The 19153-nt window shown below is 62.9% G+C and carries 14 protein-coding genes, 1 tRNA gene and 1 pseudogene; 4 read left to right on the forward strand and 12 right to left on the reverse strand.

Translation table 11 applies throughout. The features are described 5' to 3' along the window. Positions 1-328: 328 nt before the first annotated feature. The 5 genes from ACZ9GA_RS31285 to ACZ9GA_RS31305 form a co-directional block, all read right to left on the reverse strand. Positions 329-1129, reverse strand: coding sequence for a carbon-nitrogen hydrolase family protein (locus tag ACZ9GA_RS31285; protein ID WP_457358248.1), 801 nt, complete (start codon positions 1127-1129; stop codon positions 329-331). Positions 1130-1138: 9 nt separating this feature from the next. Beyond that, positions 1139-2821 carry a flavin monoamine oxidase family protein gene (locus ACZ9GA_RS31290; protein ID WP_457358246.1) on the reverse strand — a complete coding sequence of 561 codons (1683 nt, stop codon included), beginning with the start codon at positions 2819-2821 and terminating at the stop codon, positions 1139-1141. 143 nt (positions 2822-2964) lie between these two features. Then, positions 2965-3426, reverse strand: a complete 462-nt coding sequence (locus tag ACZ9GA_RS31295; RefSeq protein WP_457358244.1) for an Lrp/AsnC family transcriptional regulator — start codon at positions 3424-3426, stop codon at positions 2965-2967. A 929-nt stretch (positions 3427-4355) separates the two neighbouring features. Beyond that, a complete protein-coding gene (locus ACZ9GA_RS31300) occupies positions 4356-5084 on the reverse strand; it encodes a CbtA family protein (RefSeq protein WP_457358243.1) in 729 nt (242 codons plus the stop codon). Between the two features lie 19 nt (positions 5085-5103). Next, positions 5104-5316, reverse strand: coding sequence for a CbtB domain-containing protein (locus tag ACZ9GA_RS31305; RefSeq protein ID WP_027980335.1), 213 nt, complete (start codon positions 5314-5316; stop codon positions 5104-5106). A gap of 245 nt (positions 5317-5561) precedes the next feature. Between ACZ9GA_RS31305 and ACZ9GA_RS31310 the strand changes: the two genes are divergently transcribed. Then, positions 5562-6509 (forward strand): NAD-dependent epimerase/dehydratase family protein, encoded by a 948-nt coding sequence (locus tag ACZ9GA_RS31310; RefSeq protein ID WP_457358241.1) that lies wholly within the window; start codon positions 5562-5564, stop codon positions 6507-6509. A gap of 137 nt (positions 6510-6646) precedes the next feature. Here the strand turns inward: ACZ9GA_RS31310 and ACZ9GA_RS31315 are convergent. The 5 genes and pseudogenes from ACZ9GA_RS31315 to rpsU form a co-directional block, all read right to left on the reverse strand. Next, positions 6647-6723, reverse strand: a tRNA-Ile gene (locus tag ACZ9GA_RS31315). A 15-nt stretch (positions 6724-6738) separates the two neighbouring features. Continuing rightward, positions 6739-10473 (reverse strand): bifunctional diguanylate cyclase/phosphodiesterase, encoded by a 3735-nt coding sequence (locus ACZ9GA_RS31320; RefSeq protein WP_457358239.1) that lies wholly within the window; start codon positions 10471-10473, stop codon positions 6739-6741. A 220-nt stretch (positions 10474-10693) separates the two neighbouring features. Beyond that, positions 10694-12542: pseudogene (rpoD, locus tag ACZ9GA_RS31325) on the reverse strand (RNA polymerase sigma factor RpoD). Positions 12543-12609: 67 nt separating this feature from the next. Continuing rightward, on the reverse strand, positions 12610-14592 hold the full coding sequence (gene dnaG, locus ACZ9GA_RS31330; RefSeq protein WP_457358235.1) for a DNA primase: 1983 nt from the start codon (positions 14590-14592) through the stop codon (positions 12610-12612). Between the two features lie 385 nt (positions 14593-14977). Next, positions 14978-15193 (reverse strand): 30S ribosomal protein S21, encoded by a 216-nt coding sequence (gene rpsU, locus ACZ9GA_RS31335; protein WP_002551877.1) that lies wholly within the window; start codon positions 15191-15193, stop codon positions 14978-14980. A gap of 201 nt (positions 15194-15394) precedes the next feature. Here rpsU and tsaD point away from each other — a divergent pair, with 201 nt between their 5' ends. Beyond that, positions 15395-16420 carry a tRNA (adenosine(37)-N6)-threonylcarbamoyltransferase complex transferase subunit TsaD gene (tsaD, locus tag ACZ9GA_RS31340; protein WP_457358233.1) on the forward strand — a complete coding sequence of 342 codons (1026 nt, stop codon included), beginning with the start codon at positions 15395-15397 and terminating at the stop codon, positions 16418-16420. A gap of 22 nt (positions 16421-16442) precedes the next feature. On the opposite strand, the gene plsY is transcribed toward tsaD, so the two are convergent. Next, the gene (plsY, locus tag ACZ9GA_RS31345) at positions 16443-17012 is read right to left on the reverse strand and encodes a glycerol-3-phosphate 1-O-acyltransferase PlsY (protein ID WP_457358231.1); all 570 of its coding nucleotides are present in this window, start codon (positions 17010-17012) and stop codon (positions 16443-16445) included. A gap of 75 nt (positions 17013-17087) precedes the next feature. Here plsY and folB point away from each other — a divergent pair, with 75 nt between their 5' ends. Together folB and folK are read left to right on the forward strand one after the other, a co-directional pair. Further along, positions 17088-17441 (forward strand): dihydroneopterin aldolase, encoded by a 354-nt coding sequence (gene folB / locus ACZ9GA_RS31350; RefSeq protein WP_027980341.1) that lies wholly within the window; start codon positions 17088-17090, stop codon positions 17439-17441. Then, complete coding sequence (folK, locus tag ACZ9GA_RS31355; protein WP_457358229.1) at positions 17432-17944, forward strand: 2-amino-4-hydroxy-6-hydroxymethyldihydropteridine diphosphokinase; 513 nt, start codon at positions 17432-17434, stop codon at positions 17942-17944. The genes folB and folK overlap by 10 nt, the downstream gene beginning before the upstream one ends. A gap of 89 nt (positions 17945-18033) precedes the next feature. On the opposite strand, the gene ACZ9GA_RS31360 is transcribed toward folK, so the two are convergent. After that, a complete protein-coding gene (locus ACZ9GA_RS31360; protein WP_457358227.1) occupies positions 18034-19113 on the reverse strand; it encodes a tRNA nucleotidyltransferase/poly(A) polymerase-related protein in 1080 nt (359 codons plus the stop codon). Positions 19114-19153: the final 40 nt, after the last annotated feature.

Consider the following 19153-nt stretch of genomic DNA (forward strand, 5'->3'; position numbering starts at 1 on the left):
GAGATATATCGGCTGTCTGCTTCGGGCTGTCAATCGCTTTTGTCAAAAAAAGTGAAGGGAGGGGTTTGAATGGCGTCTTGGCTATTTAACTTATTGATTTATATGAAGGTAGGAAAGTTGACGCTGGCTATTTGCTTGCGTTTTCAGCCCAGTGATCGCAAATGACCGGATTTTGTCTGCCTTACCGGCCAAGGCCCCTGTATTTGCTGGGGGCGGCGGCCTATGGGCCTTGCAGGGCGGCGGGCGGGTGTGGGATGGGTGGAATATTTACCGACGCCAAAAAAACGAAGCCCTATGAATGAGGGCTTCGGCCATGGCGGGATATTGACTACTGATCGCAAATTGAACGATACAGCGCAGGGCGGCGATCCTGGCGGTAGTCGTAATTGCGGCGTACTTGCAACAACGCATCGCGGCTCAGATCAGCGCTGACCAGGGCGGGCTGCGTGCCCGCCAAGGCAGGCCGCGAGCCGTCTGGCCCGGCCACACTGCTGAGGCCGCAATACTGGATTGTGCCCTCCGCACCGCAGTAGTTGGCGTAGGCAACGAAGCACTGGTTCTCGAAGGCGCGGCTGCGCACTGTCACGTCGGCAATAAACTCGTATGGCAGCATATTGGCGGTGGGTACCAGGATCAGATCGGCCCCGGCCAGAGCCAACCTTCTGGCGTTTTCCGGGAACTCCAGGTCGTAGCAGATCAGCATGCCCACCTGCCAGCCGTTGAGTTCCACCACCGGGAACTGGTCGCCGCCGGGGCTGAACATGGCACGGTCAAGCTCACCAAACAGGTGGGTCTTGCGGTAATTGAGGCGGCTGATGCCCTGGGCATCGAACAGTTGCGCGCTGTTGTACACCTGACCGTCTGCGGCGCGTTCGGGGTAGCCATAGGCGATGGCCACGCCGTGGGCCTGGGCAATGCCGGCAATCACGTTGGCCGAGGGGCCGTCCGCCGTTTCCGCCAGCCGCTGCACGGCGTCGCTGCCAATGTTGTAGCCGGTCAGGAACATCTCCGGGAACACCAACAGCTCGATGCCCTGGGCCTTGGCCACCCGCACCTGGGTTTGCAGGCGCGCCAGGTTATCGATGACGGCTTCGGGGCGGGGTTGGCACTGGTACAGCGCAAGTTTCATGGGCAGTCCTTATTCGGCGAGGGCGATCGGGCCGATCTCATTGAACACATCACCCGGCCCCGGGTTATCCGGATGGCAGCGACCACCGAAGTGTTTCATGATGCCCCAAACCGCGTTCAATGAGGTCTGCACCGCGCCCTCTACCCATGCAGGCGTCCAGGACACGTCGTCACCGGCAATGAAAATGCCCCGGTGCTCGTCGGCCATGTCGTGCTGCATGAAATGCGCGTACATGCGCTGGTTGTAACGGTAATGGCCGGGCAGGGCGCCCTTGAATGCGCCGAGGAAGTGCGGGTCGGCTTCCCAGGACACGGTAATAGGGTCGCCGATGATGTGCCCGGCGATGTCCACGGTGGGGTAGATCTTCTTCAGTGCGTCCAGCGCCAGTTTCACGCGCTTTTCCACCGGGTGCGGCAGCATCTTCAGGGCGTCGCTCATCCACGAGTACGACAGGCAGATCACCCCGGGCTTGTCGTCACCGTTGTCGAACAGGTAAGTGCCACGGGTCAGGCGGTCGGTGAGGGTCATGCTCATCAGGTCGCGGCCGGTGACCGGGTCCTTGTCTTTCCAGAAAGGCCGGTCGACCATCACGAAGGTCTTGGACGACTGCATGTACCGGGTGCGGTCCAGGGCCATCCACATCTTTTGAGAGAACAGTGACTCTTCACACTCGATCTGGGTGGTCAGCAACCAGCTCTGGCAGGTGGCGAGCACGGCCGCGTAGTGGCGGGTATCGCCCCAGGTGTCGGTGACGGCGAAGCGGCCGTCGGCGGCGCGGGCGATTTTCTTCACCCCGGACCGGGGCGCGCCGTGGTGCAGGGAACTGAGGCTGGTGCCTGCGGGCCAGTGTGCGCATTGTTCCGGCACGTGGCGCCAGATGCCCAGGGGTACCTGCTCGACGCCGCCCACCACCAGGTGCTGGTGGTCATCACAGTTGGTCATCACCACCCGCAGGATTTCCAGCATCGAATTGGGGAAGTCCGAATCCCAGCCGCCGGTGCCGAAACCCACCTGGCCGAACACTTCGCGGTGGTGGAAGGACAGCTTGGCGAAGGCTTTCGAGGTGGCGACGAAGTCGTAGAAGGTGCGGTCGTCCCACAGTGGCACCAGGGTGTTCCACAGTTGTTTCAGGCGCACCACGTCGCGGTCGCGGATGGCTTGTTGGATCTCTTTGAACTGAGCGCCGGCTTCCAGGGCATCGGCCCAGGCGTCGGCCACTTCCTGGAACAGCGCGGGCAGGTCGGCGATGGAGCGGGCGTAATAGGTCTGGCCTTCCAGGTCGATGACGGTGCTGCCGGAGGCGGCGGTCAGCGGGTTGGGGAAAGGCTTGGTCTCAAGGCCCAGTTTGTCCACGTAATGATAGAAAGCGGTGGATGACACCGGAAAACGCATGCCGCCCAACTCGGCGACAATGCCCTGAGTGCCCTCGAACGCCTGGGAACGCAGGCGCCCACCCATTTTCGAGGCTTCGTAGAGCACCGGCTTGAGGCCCATTTTCATCAGTTCATAGGCCGCCACCAGGCCAGCGATGCCGGCACCGACAATCGCCACCTCGGCGCCGTGATTTTCCTCGGGGATCAGCCCCAGGCCGGCGGGGTGTTCGATCCAGTCGTCAAAGGCGAAAGGGAAGTCCGGGCCGAAGATGGTGACAGGCTTCTTGCCGTCGGCGGGGTGGCGGTTGTGCTGAGTCATGGCGGGCCTTATGGGCGGCTACTGAGCGAATCTTTCAGTATAGGAAAGGAATGCCAGCCATTTTAGGGAGGGGCCCTGTCGTAATTAAGAAGCAGACTGCCGTCGTAATGACCTAATACCCTACAAAGTGACGACGATGTACGTCAAATCGCCTGCCCGCGGTCGACCTTGCTGCTGAGGATGATCGAGGTGGTTGTTTTCTCGACGCCGTCCACGCTGCCGATCTGGTCCAGCAACTGGTCCAGCTGCTCCGGCGAGTCGGTGCGTAGCCACGCCACGTAGTCGAACTCGCCGCTCACTGCGCACAATTGCTGCACTTGGGCCATGGCGCTCAAGCGGCGTACCACTTCCTTGCCCGAGCGCGGCTGCACGGTGATGCCCACGTAGGCTTGCAGGCCGCCATCGGCCAGGCGCTGGCCCAGGCGCACGCCGTAGCCGGTGATGACCTTGGCCTTTTCCAGGCGCGCCAGGCGCGAGGTAACCGTGGTGCGGGCAATGCCCAACTGGCGGGCGAGCACGGCCACGCTCTCGCGGGCGTTGATTTGCAGGGCGGCGATGAGTTGGTGGTCGAGGGTGTCGAGGGGCAGGGTGCGGGAGTCGGTCATGATGCTGCAGGGCCGGTGAGGCTGTTCCTTATGAGCCGAATAAAAAGCCTGATCGGCTCATTTCGTGAGCCGATTAAGGCAGCTAATCGGCTCACTGTCCAGAAAAGGACAACGCAGGCCCATCAGGCTATGGCACGTTTCAATAGATGCAGCAGCAACTGTCGTGGGAAGGTAAACACTTGGGGGGGAGATTTGTTGGGGAGCCCGTAGCAGCGGCCGCTAGGCCGCGTCACAGGCACTGCGGTACAACTGGAGCACTGCGTGAGCCCGGCGCAGCCTTCGGCAGCTTGCTACACCGTTCACTGTGGGAGCGGGTTCTACCCGCGAAGAAGGTAACGCGGACTTCCTGACGCACCGCGGCGTGTTTTTCGCGGGCAGAGCCCACTCCCACAAAGACAGTTGCTGCTGCAGGACGGCGGCGCCTGCATCTCGGCCAAGGCCGGCTCCTGCCACGGACGGCGTTGCATCACTCCTGTGGCAGCGGCCGGCAGGTCGCGTCACCGACGCCGCGCAATGTCTGATGCACTGTGGGGCGCAAGACGCAGCCTTCGGCAGCTGCTACAGGATCCGGGCGACGCGATCCCCTGTAGCAGCGGCCGCCAGGTCGCGTCACAGGCGCTGCGGTACAACTGATGCACCGCGTGAGCCCGACGCAGCCTTCGGCAGCTGCTACAGGCCGGCGGCGTCTGCATCGCGGCCAAGGCCGGCTCCTACCACGGACGGGGTAGGAGCCGACTTTAGTCGCGATGCAGGCAACGCGGTTTCAAGAGACTTGCTGCTGCATTTGCTGCAACGTTCCATGGCCTGTCGGACTGGCGTTGCCAGCCTTGCATGTTCGGCATCAAAAGCGTGTGGGCATATCCGCATGTTCCCTCCAGGACCATAAAAAAACCGCGCCGGGGCGCGGTTTTTCCTCTGGGGCGGCTGCCTCAGGCGTGGGCGTAGCCGCGTGCAGGTTGCAGCAGGCGTTCGGCCACTGGCCCGAAGATCAGGCCCAGGCTGGTCCACAGCACCACCTGGATGCCCAGCGACGAGGTGCGGAATTTCCACAGCAGGTCGGCGGAGAAGTGCGCCGGCACTTCGTTGATGGTGGGGAACAGCGTGCCAGCCACCGCCATGATCACCACATACAGCGCCACGCCGGCAATGGCACCGGCCCAGGCGCCCGAACGGAAGGCGATCTTGCGCGCAGCATTGATGGCGATGACGGCCGCCACCACCGACACCAGCAGCATCAGGAAGAACACCTGGGTACGCAGGCCGATGGTGTCGGGGTTGCCGACCGACGGCGGGTTGGCCGGGTATTTGAGTTCCGGCACCAGAATCAGCACCACGAAGGCAGCCAGCGCCAACAGTGCCGACAAACCACGCGGGCCGACCTTGCCGATGCGGCCCAGGGAGTAGGCGAACACCAGCGCAAAGATGCCGCCCAGCGACACGCTGTACACCACCACGCCCGTTAGCAGGCCGAAGGTGCTTTGCACTTCGCGGCTGACCAGCTCGGGTTCTTCGGCGTCGCCGTGCATGTGCGACATGTGTTCTTCGAAGGCGATGGCGCGATCAACCTGCGGCTCACCGAATACCTTGGCAAAGCCAAAGGCGAGGATGCCGGCTATCAGACCGACGAGCATGCCCCTGACGAGTAAACGACCAGTCATGTGAAACACCTCGAAGAGATCAGTGGCAGGGGAAGCCCAGCAGGTGGCGACCGTCGTGCACGAATTCGTGAACGTACATGCCTTTGAACAGCGCGGTTGCGCCTTGCTCGGCGCCGACGAAGTAGATCGCCAGCATCAGCAGCAGGCCGCCAAAGATCGCCCAGGGCAGAATTTCGCCCAGGGGAATGGTCGGGATCGAGACATCGGATTGCGAAGCAGCACTATAGGCCATGATTACCTCTGGGGATTACGCGTCCCCGCTACGGTGAATAGGTCGGGAAAAGGTCTGGCTTACGGCGTGGAGCCGACTACAGTGGCGCGACCGCGTCGGTTTTTGACCGACTTCTTTTTCCGAAACAAAAAAGGATGGAACGGCACAAGTGTAACTGTTTCCGTCACGGGCGGTCGTGAACATTTGCGCGGATCCACGGCTATGCTGCACAGCAACCGCCCGCGCCCCACGAGGCCCCGCCAGCCATGAAACTACTTGTCACCGGCGCCACCGGTTTTCTCGGCCAGGCCGTCTGCCAGGCGCTTGCAGCGCAGGCAGATACCCAGGTGCTGGGCACCTGCCGCTCGCTGCCGGCCACGCCCGGCGCCATCCCCTTGGTCGCGATGGGTGATATTGGCGGGGACACTGACTGGACTGCAGCCCTGCAGGGTATCGAGGTGGTGGTGCACATTGCCGCGCGCCTCAACCTGGCCAGCGACACCAGCCCCGACCCCTTGGCCGAATACCGCCGTACCAATCTGGAAGGCACCTTGAGCTTGGCACGTCAGGCCCTGGCGGCCGGTGTGCGGCGCCTGATCTTCATCAGCTCGGTGGGCGTCAACGGCTCGTTTACCACGGGTACGCCGTTCGATGAATCCTCGCAGCCCGTGCCGGACGGTGACTACGCCCGCTCCAAGTTCGAGGCCGAAGAAGCGTTGCGTGCGCTGGTGCGGGACACCTCCATGGACGTGGTCATCATTCGCCCACCCTTGATCTATGCCGCCCACGCCCGGCGCAACTTCCCGCGGCTGCTGAAACTGGTGGATTCGGGTTTACCGCTGCCCTTCGGGGCGCTGGATAACCGGCGCAGCATGGTGGCGCTGGAGAACCTGGTGGACTTCATTGTGCTATGCACTCACCACCCGGCTGCCGGCAACGAACTGTTCCTGATTTCCGATGGCGAAGACGCATCCACGGCGCAGATCGTCCGCTACCTGGCTGCCAGCATGGGCCGCACTGCGCGGCTGGTGCCGGTGCCTGATGCCTTGATGCGCTGGGGCGCGAAGTTGGCAGGGCGGCAGAACATGTACGTCACCCTGTGTGCGTCGTTGCAGGTGGACTCAAGCAAGGCGCGGCGGCTATTGGGGTGGGTGCCGCCGTTGACGCTTGAGCAGGCGCTGACGAAAACCGGTCGCGCCTTCAAACGGCTGTAGCCGCTGCCGCAGGCTGCGCTGGCCCTCGCATACACCGGGGATCTGCAGCGAACACGAGGGCCAGCGCAGCCTGGCGGCAGCGGCTACGGGGGCTGGTAAAAACGAAAAAGCCGCGCAATCAGCGCGGCTTTCAAAGATGGTGGGCCCAGCAGGACTCGAACCTGCGACCAAGGGATTATGAGTCCCCTGCTCTAACCAACTGAGCTATAGGCCCCCAGTAGGTCGCGGATTATAACGACGGTTTATCAACAGTGCCATCCGAAAAGTCGGAAACCCTTGTACGAAGGAAGGAACTGGCGAATTCGCCGGGGCTCAGGGGCACGCTGAAGATGAACCCCTGCACCTGTTCGCAGCCCTCTTCGGCCAGGAATTGCTGCTGCGCCTTGTTTTCCACACCTTCGGCGATCACCGTCAGTTGCATGCTGCGGCCCAGGGCGATGATGGCGCGCACGATGGCGGCATCGTGGGTGTCGGCGGGCAGGCCGCGCACGAACGATTGGTCGATCTTGAGGATGTCCAGCGGCAGGCGCTTGAGGTAGCTGAGCGAGGAGTAGCCGGTGCCGAAGTCGTCGATGGCCAGTTGCACACCCAGGCGTTTGAGCTGGTGCAGCACTGCCAGCGCTTCTTCGGCCTGGCTCATGATGAAGTTTTCGGTGATCTCCAGTTGCAGCAGCCCGGGGGCCAGCCGGTGGTCGCGCAGCAGTTGTTCAATGCGCCTGAGCAGGTTGGGCTGGCGTAGCTGGCCGCCGGCCAGGTTGACTGACAACGGGCCGAAGTCCTCGTAGCGTCGATGCCATTGCTGCAACTGCTGACAGGCCTGGTCCAGCACCCAGTCGCCGATCTGCAGGATGGTGCCGTTTTCTTCGGCCAGCTGGATGAAGCGTTCGGGCGGCACTTCGCCGAAGGTGGGGTGGTTCCAGCGGATCAGGGCTTCGGCGCCTACCAGGCTGTGATCGCGCAGGCTGAATTTGGGCTGGTAGGCCAGGCTCAGTTCGTTGCGCTCGATGGCGCGACGCAGTTCGTGCTCCAAGGCCACGCGTTCGCTGGCCTGGGCGGTCAGGTCGCGGGTGTAGGATTCGACGCGGTTGCGGCCCTTGGCTTTGGAGCGGTACATGGCGGCATCGGCGTTCTTGATCAGCGTCGCCACGTCGGTACCGTCCTGGGGGTAAAGGCTGGTGCCGATGCTGGCACTGGTGAAGAACTCGTGCTCGCCGGCCTGGAAGGGCGCCTGGAAGCAGGTCAGCAGTTTGTTGGCGATGTGTTCGGCGTCCGAGGCCTGCTGCAGGCCGGGCAGCAGGATGATGAATTCGTCACCGCCCAGGCGGGCCACGGTGTCGATGTCGCGCACCTGCTCTTTGAGCCGCACGGCAATGCCCTTGAGCAGCAGGTCGCCTACCGGGTGACCGAGGCTGTCGTTGATGTGCTTGAAGCGGTCCAGGTCCAGGAACAGCACGGCGCCCTGGCCGCTGTCATCGTGTTCGCGGCTCAACGAGGCTTGCAGGCGGCTTTCGAACAGCGTGCGGTTGGGCAGCCCGGTCAGCGGGTCATGGTGGGCCTGGTAGTCCAGCCGTGCCTGGGCATGCTTGAGGCTGGAGATGTCAGCAAACACTGCGACGAAATGGGTCAGCGCCTGCTCGGTGTTGCGCACCGCGCTGATGGTCAGCCAGCTGGGGTACAGCTCGCCGTTCTTGCGACGGTTGTAGATCTCGCCCTGCCAATGCCCTTCGCAGGTCAGGCGGTGCCACATGGCAACGTAGAAGGCGCTGTCATGTTGCCCCGAAGCCAGCAAGGTGGGCGTGGCGCCCAAGGCTTCGGCTTCACTGTAGCCGGTGATTTCGCTGAAGGCGCGGTTGACGGCAGTGATGCGCTGGCGGGTGTCGGTAATCAGCACGCCCTCGGCGGTGCTTTCGAAGACGGTGGCGGCCAGCAGCAGTTTTTCCTGCATTTGCTGGCGGTCGGTGATGTCCCGGGCGATGGTCAGCATGCACGGCTCACCGCCGATGGGCAGCGGGCGGCTGGATACTTCGCACAGGCGAATGGCGCCGTCGCTGCGGCGGAACAGGCAGCTGAAATCACGCACGAAGCCGTCGCGCTCCAGGATATCCAGCAGGCGCTTGCGCTCGTTGAGGTCTACCCACAAGCCCAGGTCCAGGGTGGAGCGGTCGATGGTAACGCTGCTGGGGTAGCCGCTGATGTGGCTGAAGCCTTCGTTGACCTCCAGCAGCAGGCCGTCACTCTGGCGGCTCAGTAGCATGCCATCGGGGGAGGCGTGGAAGGCCTTGGCGAATTTTTCCTCGCTGATTTGCAGCTTCTGCTGGGTTTCCTTCAGCTCGCTGATGTCGCGCACCACGACCACCAGCGCAGGCACGGTGTCCAACTGGAAGGGCTCGGCCGAGATCAGGCCGGTAAACAGTTGGCCGTTGCTGCGGCGAAAGGGCATTTCCAGATTGCGGATGCTGCCGGCCTGCAGACGCTGCAACAGCCCTGCACCCACGCCCTGAATACCCCATATGTCCAGCTCGGTGGCGGTGCGGCCTACCACGTCGGTGGCGTATAGGCCGATCTGCTCTTCGAAGGCTTTGTTCACCTCCAGCAGGCAGCCGTCGCTGAGGCGGGCGATCACCAGGATGTCAGGGCACTGGCGGAACACCGAGCCGAACTTTTGCTCGGACCGGCGCAAGGCTTCTTCGGTGCGCTTCATTTCGCTGATGTCGATCATCAGCCCGCGCATGATCGGTTGGTGGCCCTGGCGGATCATGCTGACGATGTCCCGCACCCACAGGTGTCGGCCGTCAGCGGCGATCACGCGGTAGTCGACCGTGTGATCATGGCCCAATTCAGTCTCGGTATTGCAGTAAGCCTGCGTGCGGGCCGCGTCTTCGGGGTGCAGGATGCTGCGCCAGAAACCGGGCTGCAGCCATTGGGTCAGGGGGTAGCCCAGCAACGGTTCGGCATGGGGCGACACGTAGCTGTAGGTGAAATCGCTGGTGCGCGCTTCCCAGGCAATGGCCGACAGGCTTTCCACCAGGCTGCGGTAATGGTACTCGCTACTGCGCAGCTCCTGCTCCAAAGCGATGCGCCGGGATATTTCCGAACTCAGGCGGCGGTTGACCCGAAGCACGATGGCCAATATGCCCAGCACCAGCAGCAGGGCCGGCAAGCCGTAGATCAGATAGTCGCGCCACAGCGGCCGACGGTCGATTACCTGGCCCACCCAGCGCTCCTGAATCTGGCTGATGGTGGAGGAGGGTATGCTGGCCAAGGCCTTGTCGAGGATATCCACCAGGATTTTCTCATCCATGGGCGCGCCCATGGCCAGCTGATAGCGATAAGGCGTTTCCCCGCTGACGTAGATGCCTTGCAGCTTTAGCTGGCGCAGGCTCCATACCGCGGAGGCAAGGTCGCCCACTACGGCGTCGACTTGCCCGGTAGCCAGGGCTTCCAGGGTGGAGCTGACGTTGGGCAGCGGGTCCAGGTTGAGGTCGGGGTGGTGGGTGCGCAGCAGCTCATGAGGGGCATAGTTTTCCACCACGGCCACTTTCAGCCCGTACAGGTCTTCCAGGTTGTGTGGCTGGGCGCCGTCTTTACGGGCCAGGATAACAATCGGGAAGTCCAGGTATGGGCGGGTGAAGGCCATGTACGTCTGGCGGTCGGGCGTGGACATGATGCCGGGCAGCAGGTCGATCTGGCCTTTCTGGGCCAGTTTCAGTACTTCAGACCAGCTGATGGGTTCGATGGGTTTGAGGCTGACGTCCAGGGTTTGCTGGATTTGATGGATGTAGTCGGCGGCCAGGCCTTGGTACACGCCTTGTTCATCGCGAAACTCGAAGGGCGGCCACGACGCATCCACGCCCAGGCGCAGCTCGGGATGATCCTTGAGCCAGGCCCGTTCCTGATCGGTCAGGTTGAGGGCATCGGCTGTTGCTGTCCAACACAGCAGGAGCAGCAAAAGCAGCACGCGCATGAGGGCCTCGTTACGCCGGAAGGGATCCTTCGAGTGTAGACGGCATGGGCGAGATAGCAGGGAGCCTGTGGCAGCAACTGTCCTGAAACGGCGTCGTCTGCATCGCGGCCAAGGCCGGCTCCTACCACGTACGGCGTAGGAGCCGGCCTTGGCCGCGATGCAGGCGACGCGGTTTCGGCGCCAGAATGCAAAACCCCCGGCAGGGCCGGGGGTTTTGGTGTTACTCGTCGAGGAAGGAGCGCAGGTGCTCGCTTCTCGTCGGGTGGCGCAGCTTGCGCAGTGCCTTGGCTTCGATCTGACGAATCCGCTCACGGGTTACATCGAACTGCTTACCAACCTCTTCCAGCGTGTGGTCGGTATTCATGTCGATGCCGAAACGCATGCGCAGCACCTTGGCTTCGCGTGCGGTCAGGCCGCCGAGTACTTCGCGGGTGGCTTCCTTCAGACTTTCCACGGTCGCCACGTCGATCGGCGATTGCATGGTGGAGTCTTCGATGAAGTCGCCCAGATGCGAGTCTTCGTCGTCACCGATCGGCGTTTCCATGGAGATCGGCTCTTTGGCGATCTTCAGTACCTTGCGGATCTTGTCCTCAGGCATTTCCATGCGTTCGCCCAGCTCTTCCGGGGTCGGTTCGCGACCCATTTCCTGCAGCATCTGGCGGGAAATGCGGTTGAGCTTGTTGATCGTCTCGATCATGTGCACCGGAATACGGATGGTGCGTGCCTGGTCGGCGATCGAACGGGTAATGGCCTGACGGATCCACCAGGTGGCGTACGTCGAGAACTTGTACCCGCGACGGTATTCGAACTTGTCCACCGCCTTCATCAAGCCAATGTTGCCTTCCTGGATCAGGTCCAGGAACTGCAGGCCACGGTTGGTGTACTTCTTGGCGATCGAGATCACCAGACGCAGGTTGGCTTCAACCATCTCTTTCTTCGCGCGGCGGGCCTTGGCCTCACCGATCGACATGCGACGGTTGATGTCCTTGATTTCGACGATGGTCAGACCGGTTTCGGTCTCCAGGTCGACCAGCTTCTGCTGGCAACGCACGATGTCAGCGTTCAGGCGGCCCAGTGCTTCGGCCCACTTGGTGCTGCGCTTGGCCAGGTCACCGGCCCAGGTCATGTCGACTTCGTTGCTCGGGAACAGGCGCAGGAAGTCGGCACGCGGCATGCGGGCATCACGCACGCACAGCTGCATGATGGCGCGCTCTTGCTGACGCAGGCGATCCAGGGCGCCACGAACGCGCTCCACCAGCACTTCGAACTGCTTGGGCACCAGCTTGATCGGCATGAACAGCTCGGCCAGGGCCAGCATCTCGGCAATGCCTTGCTTGCTGTCGCGACCGTGCTTTTTCAAAGCCTTCAGGGTGATGTCCAACTGCTCGGACACGGCGCCGAAGCGCTGTGCGGCCACGACTGGGTCCGGACCGCTTTCGGCCTCTTCCTCGTCGTCGCTGGAGTCGCTCTCTTCGTCTTCGTCGTCAGACTCGGCCTTGGCCGGAGCCTTCGGGTCGATTGGCGGCGGGACTTCGGCCGGCGGCGCAATGCCGTCGTCCGGGTCGATATAACCGCTCAGAACGTCGGACAGGCGGCCACCTTCGCTGGTGACGCGATCGTATTCGCCGAGGATGTAGTCGACCGTGCCAGGGAAGGTGCGCGATTGCGCCCATCACTTCACGGATGCCTTCCTCGATACGCTTGGCGATTTCGATTTCGCCTTCGCGGGTCAGAAGCTCGACCGTACCCATTTCACGCATGTACATGCGCACTGGGTCGGTGGTGCGACCGATGTCGGTCTCCACGGCCGCCAACGCTGCGGCGGCTTCTTCAGCTGCTGCTTCGTCGGTATCGGCTTCGGCCAACAAAAGGGCATCCGCATCCGGAGCACTCTCGAATACGTTGATCCCCATGTCGTTGATCATGCGGATGATGTCTTCCACCTGCTCCGGATCTGAAATATCCTCTGGCAGGTGGTCGTTGACCTCCGCGTAAGTCAGGTAGCCCTGCTCACGACCGCGGGTGATCAACTCTTTGATGCGAGACTGCTGTTGCGCTTTTCCGGACATAACACCCTATCCACTGAAGGTCTTGGCGGGCAAAAAACAAGCCGAGGATTATACCCGAGCTAGGACCTCACGCGCCAGTTGAGGTCGGGGTTTGTGCGTGAACATTGCGAGTTAACAGCTGGAGAAGCTGATTTTTCTCCTCATCGCTCAATTCACCCTGCCTGGCCTTGAGCAACAGGCGTTCCAGGCGTCGCTCGCGTTGGCGGGCGGTCAGGCTAGTTATGGTGTCGAAAAACTGTTGTTCAAGGTTATCGGCCTCGATCAGCCATTCTTTCTCGGCCAGCACGCGCAGCAGGCGACCCTGTTCGGTGCCGTGCCAGCGCGCAATCAACTGTAGAGAGCGTAGCTTAGGATTCTTCTGCAAGGCTTCGAGCAGGGCTACCAGCAGCTGCGAGTAGGTATGCTCTTCGTCGGCAAAATGGCTGGTGCTCTCTACCTTCTCGGCCAATTGCGGATGATGCAGCAGGGTACGCAGAGCGCTGAGGGTCGGTGGTTCCACCGACGTCGGCACGCGCGGCGGCACCCGTGGTTCGAAATTGCGCCCGCCCTTGCCCTTCCAGTCCTTGTTGCCTTTCCAGTCTTTCTTGCCGCCGCCCTTGTTGGGTGTCCAGGCCTGCTGCTGTTGCGGCTGGAATTCCTGGGGCGCGTGCTGTTGGTGGAAATCGCTGTAGTCAGGCGTGTAGTCGGGCACCGAATCGTAGTCGAAGCCTGGATCGTAGCTGGGCGGCGGCGCCTCGGCCGGGGCACTCTGGGCCATCTGTTTGACGGCTTCGCCACTCAGCCCGGTGATTTCACTGAGGCGGTTGCGCATCAGCTGACGCAGGTTGGCGCCGGCCACCTTGTCGATCAGCGGCGCCGCCAGCGTGACCATGTGCGCCTTGCCTTCCAGCGAGCGCGGGTCGGCTTCTTCGGTCAGTTGCTGGAAGAAGTAGTCGGCCAGCGGCTGTGCGTGCTGGTTGATACGGGCCTTGAAGGCATCGGTGCCTTCGGCGCGAACCAGGGTGTCCGGGTCTTCACCTTCGGGCAGGAACAGGAAGCGCGCCTTGCGGCCATCCTGCAGGCTTGGCAATGCCGCTTCCAGGGCGCGCCAGGCGGCGTTGCGACCGGCCTGGTCACCGTCGAAACAGAACAGCACGCTGGGCACCACGCGGAACAGGCGCTTGAGGTGTTCCTCGCTGGTGGCCGTGCCCAGGGTTGCCACGGCGTTGCGCAGGCCTTGCTGGGCCAGGGCGATGACGTCCATGTAGCCCTCGACCACGATGATCTCGTCGAGGTTGCGGTTGTGCTTGCGCGCCTCGAACAGGCCGTATAGCTCCTGGCCCTTGTGGAACACCGGGGTTTCCGGGGAGTTCAGGTACTTGGGCTTGTCGTCGCCCAGTACCCGGCCGCCGAAGGCGATCACCCGGCCGCGGCTGTCGCGGATGGGGAACATCACCCGGTCGCGGAAGCGGTCGTAGCGCTTGCCGGAGTCGGCGTTCTCGATCAGCAGGCCGGCGTCGATCATCACCTTTTGTTGCAGGGGGTCGCTGGCCAGGTGCTTGAACAGGTTATCCCAGCCTGGCGGGGCGAAGCCCAGGCCGAAGTCGCGGGCGATCTCGCCCGACAGGCCGCGGCCCTTCAGGTAGTCCACGGCGGCCCGGCGCGCGGGGTGGCCCTTGAGCGCCTGGCGGTAGAATTCGGCCGCGGCGGTCAGCAGCGGGTACAGCGGCGAGTCGGTGGGTTGCCGCGGCTTGTGGCCACGCCCGCCTTCCTCGCGGGGCACTTCCATGCCGGCGGCCTTGGCCAGCTCTTCCACGGCCTGGGGGAAATCCAGGTTGTCGTGGTCCATGATGAAGCCGAGGGCGTTGCCGCCGGCGCCGCAGCCGAAGCAGTAGTAGAACTGCTTGTCGGGGCTGACGGTGAAGGAGGGGGTCTTTTCCTTGTGGAACGGGCAGCAGGCGGAGTAGTTCTTGCCGGCCTTTTTCATCTGGACGCGCGAAGTCACCACGTCGACGATGTCGGTGCGGTTCAGAAGGTCGTCAATGAAGCCCTGGGGAATCAGCCCGGCCATGGTTCTCTCATCATCAGGCTAGGAAGCGTTGCAGCAGTGTAACCGTGTGCCGGCCGCGCTGCTGGCCTGCACCTTCCTGTTTGTTTGTCGGAAACGGCGTCGCATCCGATCAGCCGGGGCTGGTGTCGAAGCGGGACGTTTGAAACAGGAAAAAAGGGGGTGTGCTCGTCTGCAGCCGGTGAAGGCTCGTCAGTTCTGACGTGCACTCTGGCGATGAGGCCAGCTCTGACGTTTCAGGCAGGTTGCTTCGGTGCACAAGGCGACCTAGGCATCCGCTCGGGCAAAGCCTGAACGGGGTGTTGCAACAACGGCTCTTGCAACAGCAACAACTGCCGGCAGCCCGGCTGTGGGCCGGGCGAGGCAGAAGCTTGCGACGCTGTCTGTATTAGTACAGACGAACGGCGCGGCGCTGTTCGCGCTGAACTTTCTTGGCGTGACGCTTAACAGCAGCAGCTGCTTTGCGCTTACGCTCGGAAGTCGGCTTCTCGTAAAATTCGCGGCTACGAACTTCAGCCAGTACACCGGCTTTTTCGCAGGAGCGCTTGAAACGACGCAGAGCTACGTCGAAGGGTTCGTTCTCTTTAACTTTGACGGCTGGCATCTAGAGCTACCTTCATTCATTACCGGGATCGACGTGCCAATGGCAAAAACATGCGCTGAAGTACGTCGGTTTTTAAGGGTTGCGGATGTTAACCCTTAGCAGCCCGGAATGCAAAGCCTCTGATCGAAAACCGCTGGCCGGGGCACTGAGTGGCGACTATCATGCGCGCCTTCGAATTCAGCCTCAACAAGGCCATGACCCATGTTAGTACTGGGATTGGAAACATCCTGCGACGAAACCGGCGTCGCCCTCTACGACAGTGAACGCGGCCTTTTGGCCGATGCGCTGTTCAGCCAGATCGACCTGCACCGCGCCTATGGCGGGGTAGTGCCGGAGCTGGCCTCGCGCGACCACGTCAAGCGCATGCTGCCCCTGATTCGCCAGGTGCTGGCCGAAGCCGGCTGCGTGGCCACCGAGATTGACGCCATCGCCTATACCGCGGGCCCCGGCCTGGTCGGGGCCCTGCTGGTAGGGGCTTCCTGTGCCCAGGCCCTGGCGTTTGCCTGGGGTATCCCGGCGCTGGGCGTGCACCATATGGAAGGCCATCTTCTGGCGCCGATGCTGGAGGCGCAACCGCCACAGTTCCCGTTCGTCGCTTTGTTGGTTTCCGGTGGCCATACGCAGCTGGTGCGCGTGGATGGCATCGGCCAATACGAGCTGCTGGGCGAGACCCTGGACGATGCCGCCGGCGAAGCCTTCGACAAGACGGCGAAGATGATCGGCCTCAATTACCCGGGTGGTCCGGAGATTGCGCGCATGGCTGCCCAAGGGGTGGCGGGGCGCTTCACTTTCCCGCGGCCGATGACCGATCGCCCAGGGCTGACCTTCAGCTTCAGCGGCCTGAAAACCTCGGCCCTGAACACCTGGCAGCAGTGCCAGGCCGCCGGGGACGACAGTGATCAGACTCGTAGCGACATCTCGCTGGCGTTCCAGCAGGCCGTGGTGGACACTCTGACCATCAAGTGCCGTCGTGCCCTCAAGCAGACCGGCATGAACCGCCTGGTGATCGCCGGTGGCGTAAGCGCCAACAAGGCCCTGCGCGAGTCGCTGGACAGCATGCTGGGCGAGTTCAACGGGCAGGTGTTCTACGCGCGTCCGCAGTTCTGCACCGACAATGGCGCGATGATCGCCTATGCCGGTTGCCAGCGTCTGCAGGCCGGCCAGCACGAAAGCCTGGCCATCAGCGTGCAGGCGCGCTGGCCGATGGAGCAGTTGCAGCCGTTGTGATGAGCGCGGCTTTTGCCGTCGATCAGAAATGCCGTTCGCGACCGGCGAACAGGTCGCGTAGATTGCCGCGGTGGCGCCAGACGATCAGCAGCGTGAGCACGCTCATCGGCAGCAGCGCCTGGGGCTCCTGCCAGGCCAGCAATGGCAGGGTCAGGGGCGTGGCGATCAGCGAAGCCAGGGAACTGGTGCGGGTGAGGTAGAAGGTCAGGCCCCATACGGCCACCGCCAGCAGTGCGGCGGGCGGGTACAGGGCCAGGATCATGCCGGCGGCGGTGGCGACACCCTTGCCGCCCTGGAAGCGGAAGTACACCGGGAACATGTGGCCGAGCACGGCGCACAGGCCTATCCAGGCCTGGTCTTGCAGCTCAAGCCCTGCCAGGCGTGCCACCAGCACCGGCAGCAGGCCCTTGCACACGTCGCCCAGCAGGGTGAGGATGGCGAGCTTCCTGCCGGCCAGGCGCAGCATGTTGGTGGCGCCGGCATTGCCGGAGCCGCTCATGCGCGGGTCGGGGTTGCCGGTCACGCGGCTAAGCACAATGGCGAAGGACAGCGAGCCGAGCAGGTAGGCGAGAATCGCCAGTAACCAAAACATGCTAACTATTCCGGGCGAGGACGCCCCTGATTCTAACGGCGCATTGCGCCCTTGTCGTGCTGCGGAGAGAAGTGCTTGGACAGAGTGTTTATCGAGGGTCTGGAAGTCGACACCGTGATCGGTGCCTATGACTGGGAGCGCGGCATTCGTCAGTGCCTGCGTCTGGACCTGAGTTTTGCCTGGGACAACCGCCCGGCTGCCGCAGGCGATGACCTGAGCCTGGCGCTGGATTACGCCAGTGTCTCCACGCGCATCCAGGCGTTTGCCGAGGCCAGCCAGTTCCAACTGGTGGAAACCTTCGCCGAGCGCCTGGCGCAGGTGCTGATGAGTGAATTCAACATCCCCTGGCTGCACCTCAAGTTGACCAAGCCTGGCGCCGTAGCGGCTGCCAAGGGTGTTGGCGTGGAGATCGAGCGCGGATGTCGCTGACACGGATCTACCTGGGCCTGGGCAGCAACATCGACCGCGAAGCCCACCTGTGTGCGGGCCTCGAAGCCTTGGCGGGTTTCGTCCAGGACATGCACTGCTCGGCGGTGTTCGAAAGCCAGCCGGTGGGCATCAAGAGTGGGCCGTTCTTCAACCTGGTGGTGAGCGCGCTGACCGACCTGCCGTTGATCGAACTGGACCGGCGGTTGAAGTTCATCGAAGCGGACAACGGCCGCTATGCGCCGGAGCGCAAGGGGTTGCCGCTGGATATCGATGTGCTGATGTACGGTGATCTGGTTGGCAATTTCGATGGCTTGGTCCTGCCACGTGCGGAGATCTTGAAGAACGCCTTCGTGCTGTGGCCGTTGGCGTTGATTGCGCCGGATGTGCTGCATCCGGGTGTGGGCAAGCCCATGGCGCAGGTGTGGGCCGAAGCGCAGATTGATCAGGTGTTGGCGCCGGTGCCGTTCCAGTGGCGCGGGCAGCAGCTGACAGCAGCCCTGTAGCCGCTGCCGCCAGGCTGCGCTGGCCCTTCGGTTGCAGGTGATTTCAGCGTTGGAACGCTGGCCAGCGCAGCCTGGCGGCAGCGGCTACGTCAGGTTGCGGTGGCTTTGTAGGTTTGCAGGGCCTTCAGGCGTTCTGCCTTCAGCGCTTCGCCCAGCTGCTGGCCGGTGAAGCCGGCCTCAACCAGCGGTTTCACCGCCACCCCACGCGCCGCATCGGCCGCACCGCGCAGGTAGTCCCCTTGCGCCTGCCCAAGCGACTTCATCTCACCCACCTTGATGAATTCCTCGAACCGCTGTGGCCGTCGGTACACGTCGAAGCTGTGCAGCAATTCCAGCAGTCGCTCGGCTGACAGTTCCAGCGCGCGCTGCCCGTCCTCGCCGTACTGCCCCACCAACATCGCCAGTTCCTGGCAATCGCGTGGCACTTTGAAGCGTTCGTTGATTGCCTTGCCCAACCCGCCCACCAGGCAGGCCCAGCGCACGGTCAATGGTTGTTCATGGTGCGCAGCCTGAGCCAGTGGCTCAAGGTCGACCGTGGCCACTTCGGGCATCAGTACGTTCAGCGCGCCGCAGTCCTGCAGCACTTGCACGAACACGTTCGGCTGATTCTCCATCAGGGCACGGGAAATCTCTTTCCAGCTGCGCTCGGGTGTCAGTGCCTCAAGCTCCCCCGATTCGCTCAGCTCGCGCATCAGTGCCAGGGTTTCGGGTGCCACCGTGAAGCCAAGTTCGGCGTAGCGCGCCGCGAATCGCGCTACGCGTAGTACGCGAAGAGGATCTTCGGCGAACGCCGGGGAAACATGGCGTAAAATTCGGTCTTCGAGATCTTTCTGGCCACCGTACGGATCGAAGAGTTGTTGGTCATCATCCTCGGCCATGGCATTGATGGTCAGGTCGCGACGGATCAGGTCCTGCTCCAGGGTCACGTCCGGGCTGGCGTGAAACACAAAGCCGCCATAGCCACGCCCGCTCTTGCGTTCGGTGCGCGCCAAAGCGTATTCCTCGCCCGTCGTGGGGTGCAGGAATACCGGGAAATCGGCGCCCACGGGGCGGTAGCCCAAGGCGAGCATCTGCTCGGTGGTGGCGCCCACCACCACCCAGTCGATGTCAGTGACGGTACGGCCCAGAAGACGGTCGCGGACCGCGCCGCCGACTTTGTAAATCTGCATGAAAAAACCTCCGTAGGCCCGACAGGATAACCTGTCCGGG

The organism is Pseudomonas sp. TE3644 (genome assembly GCF_056278815.1).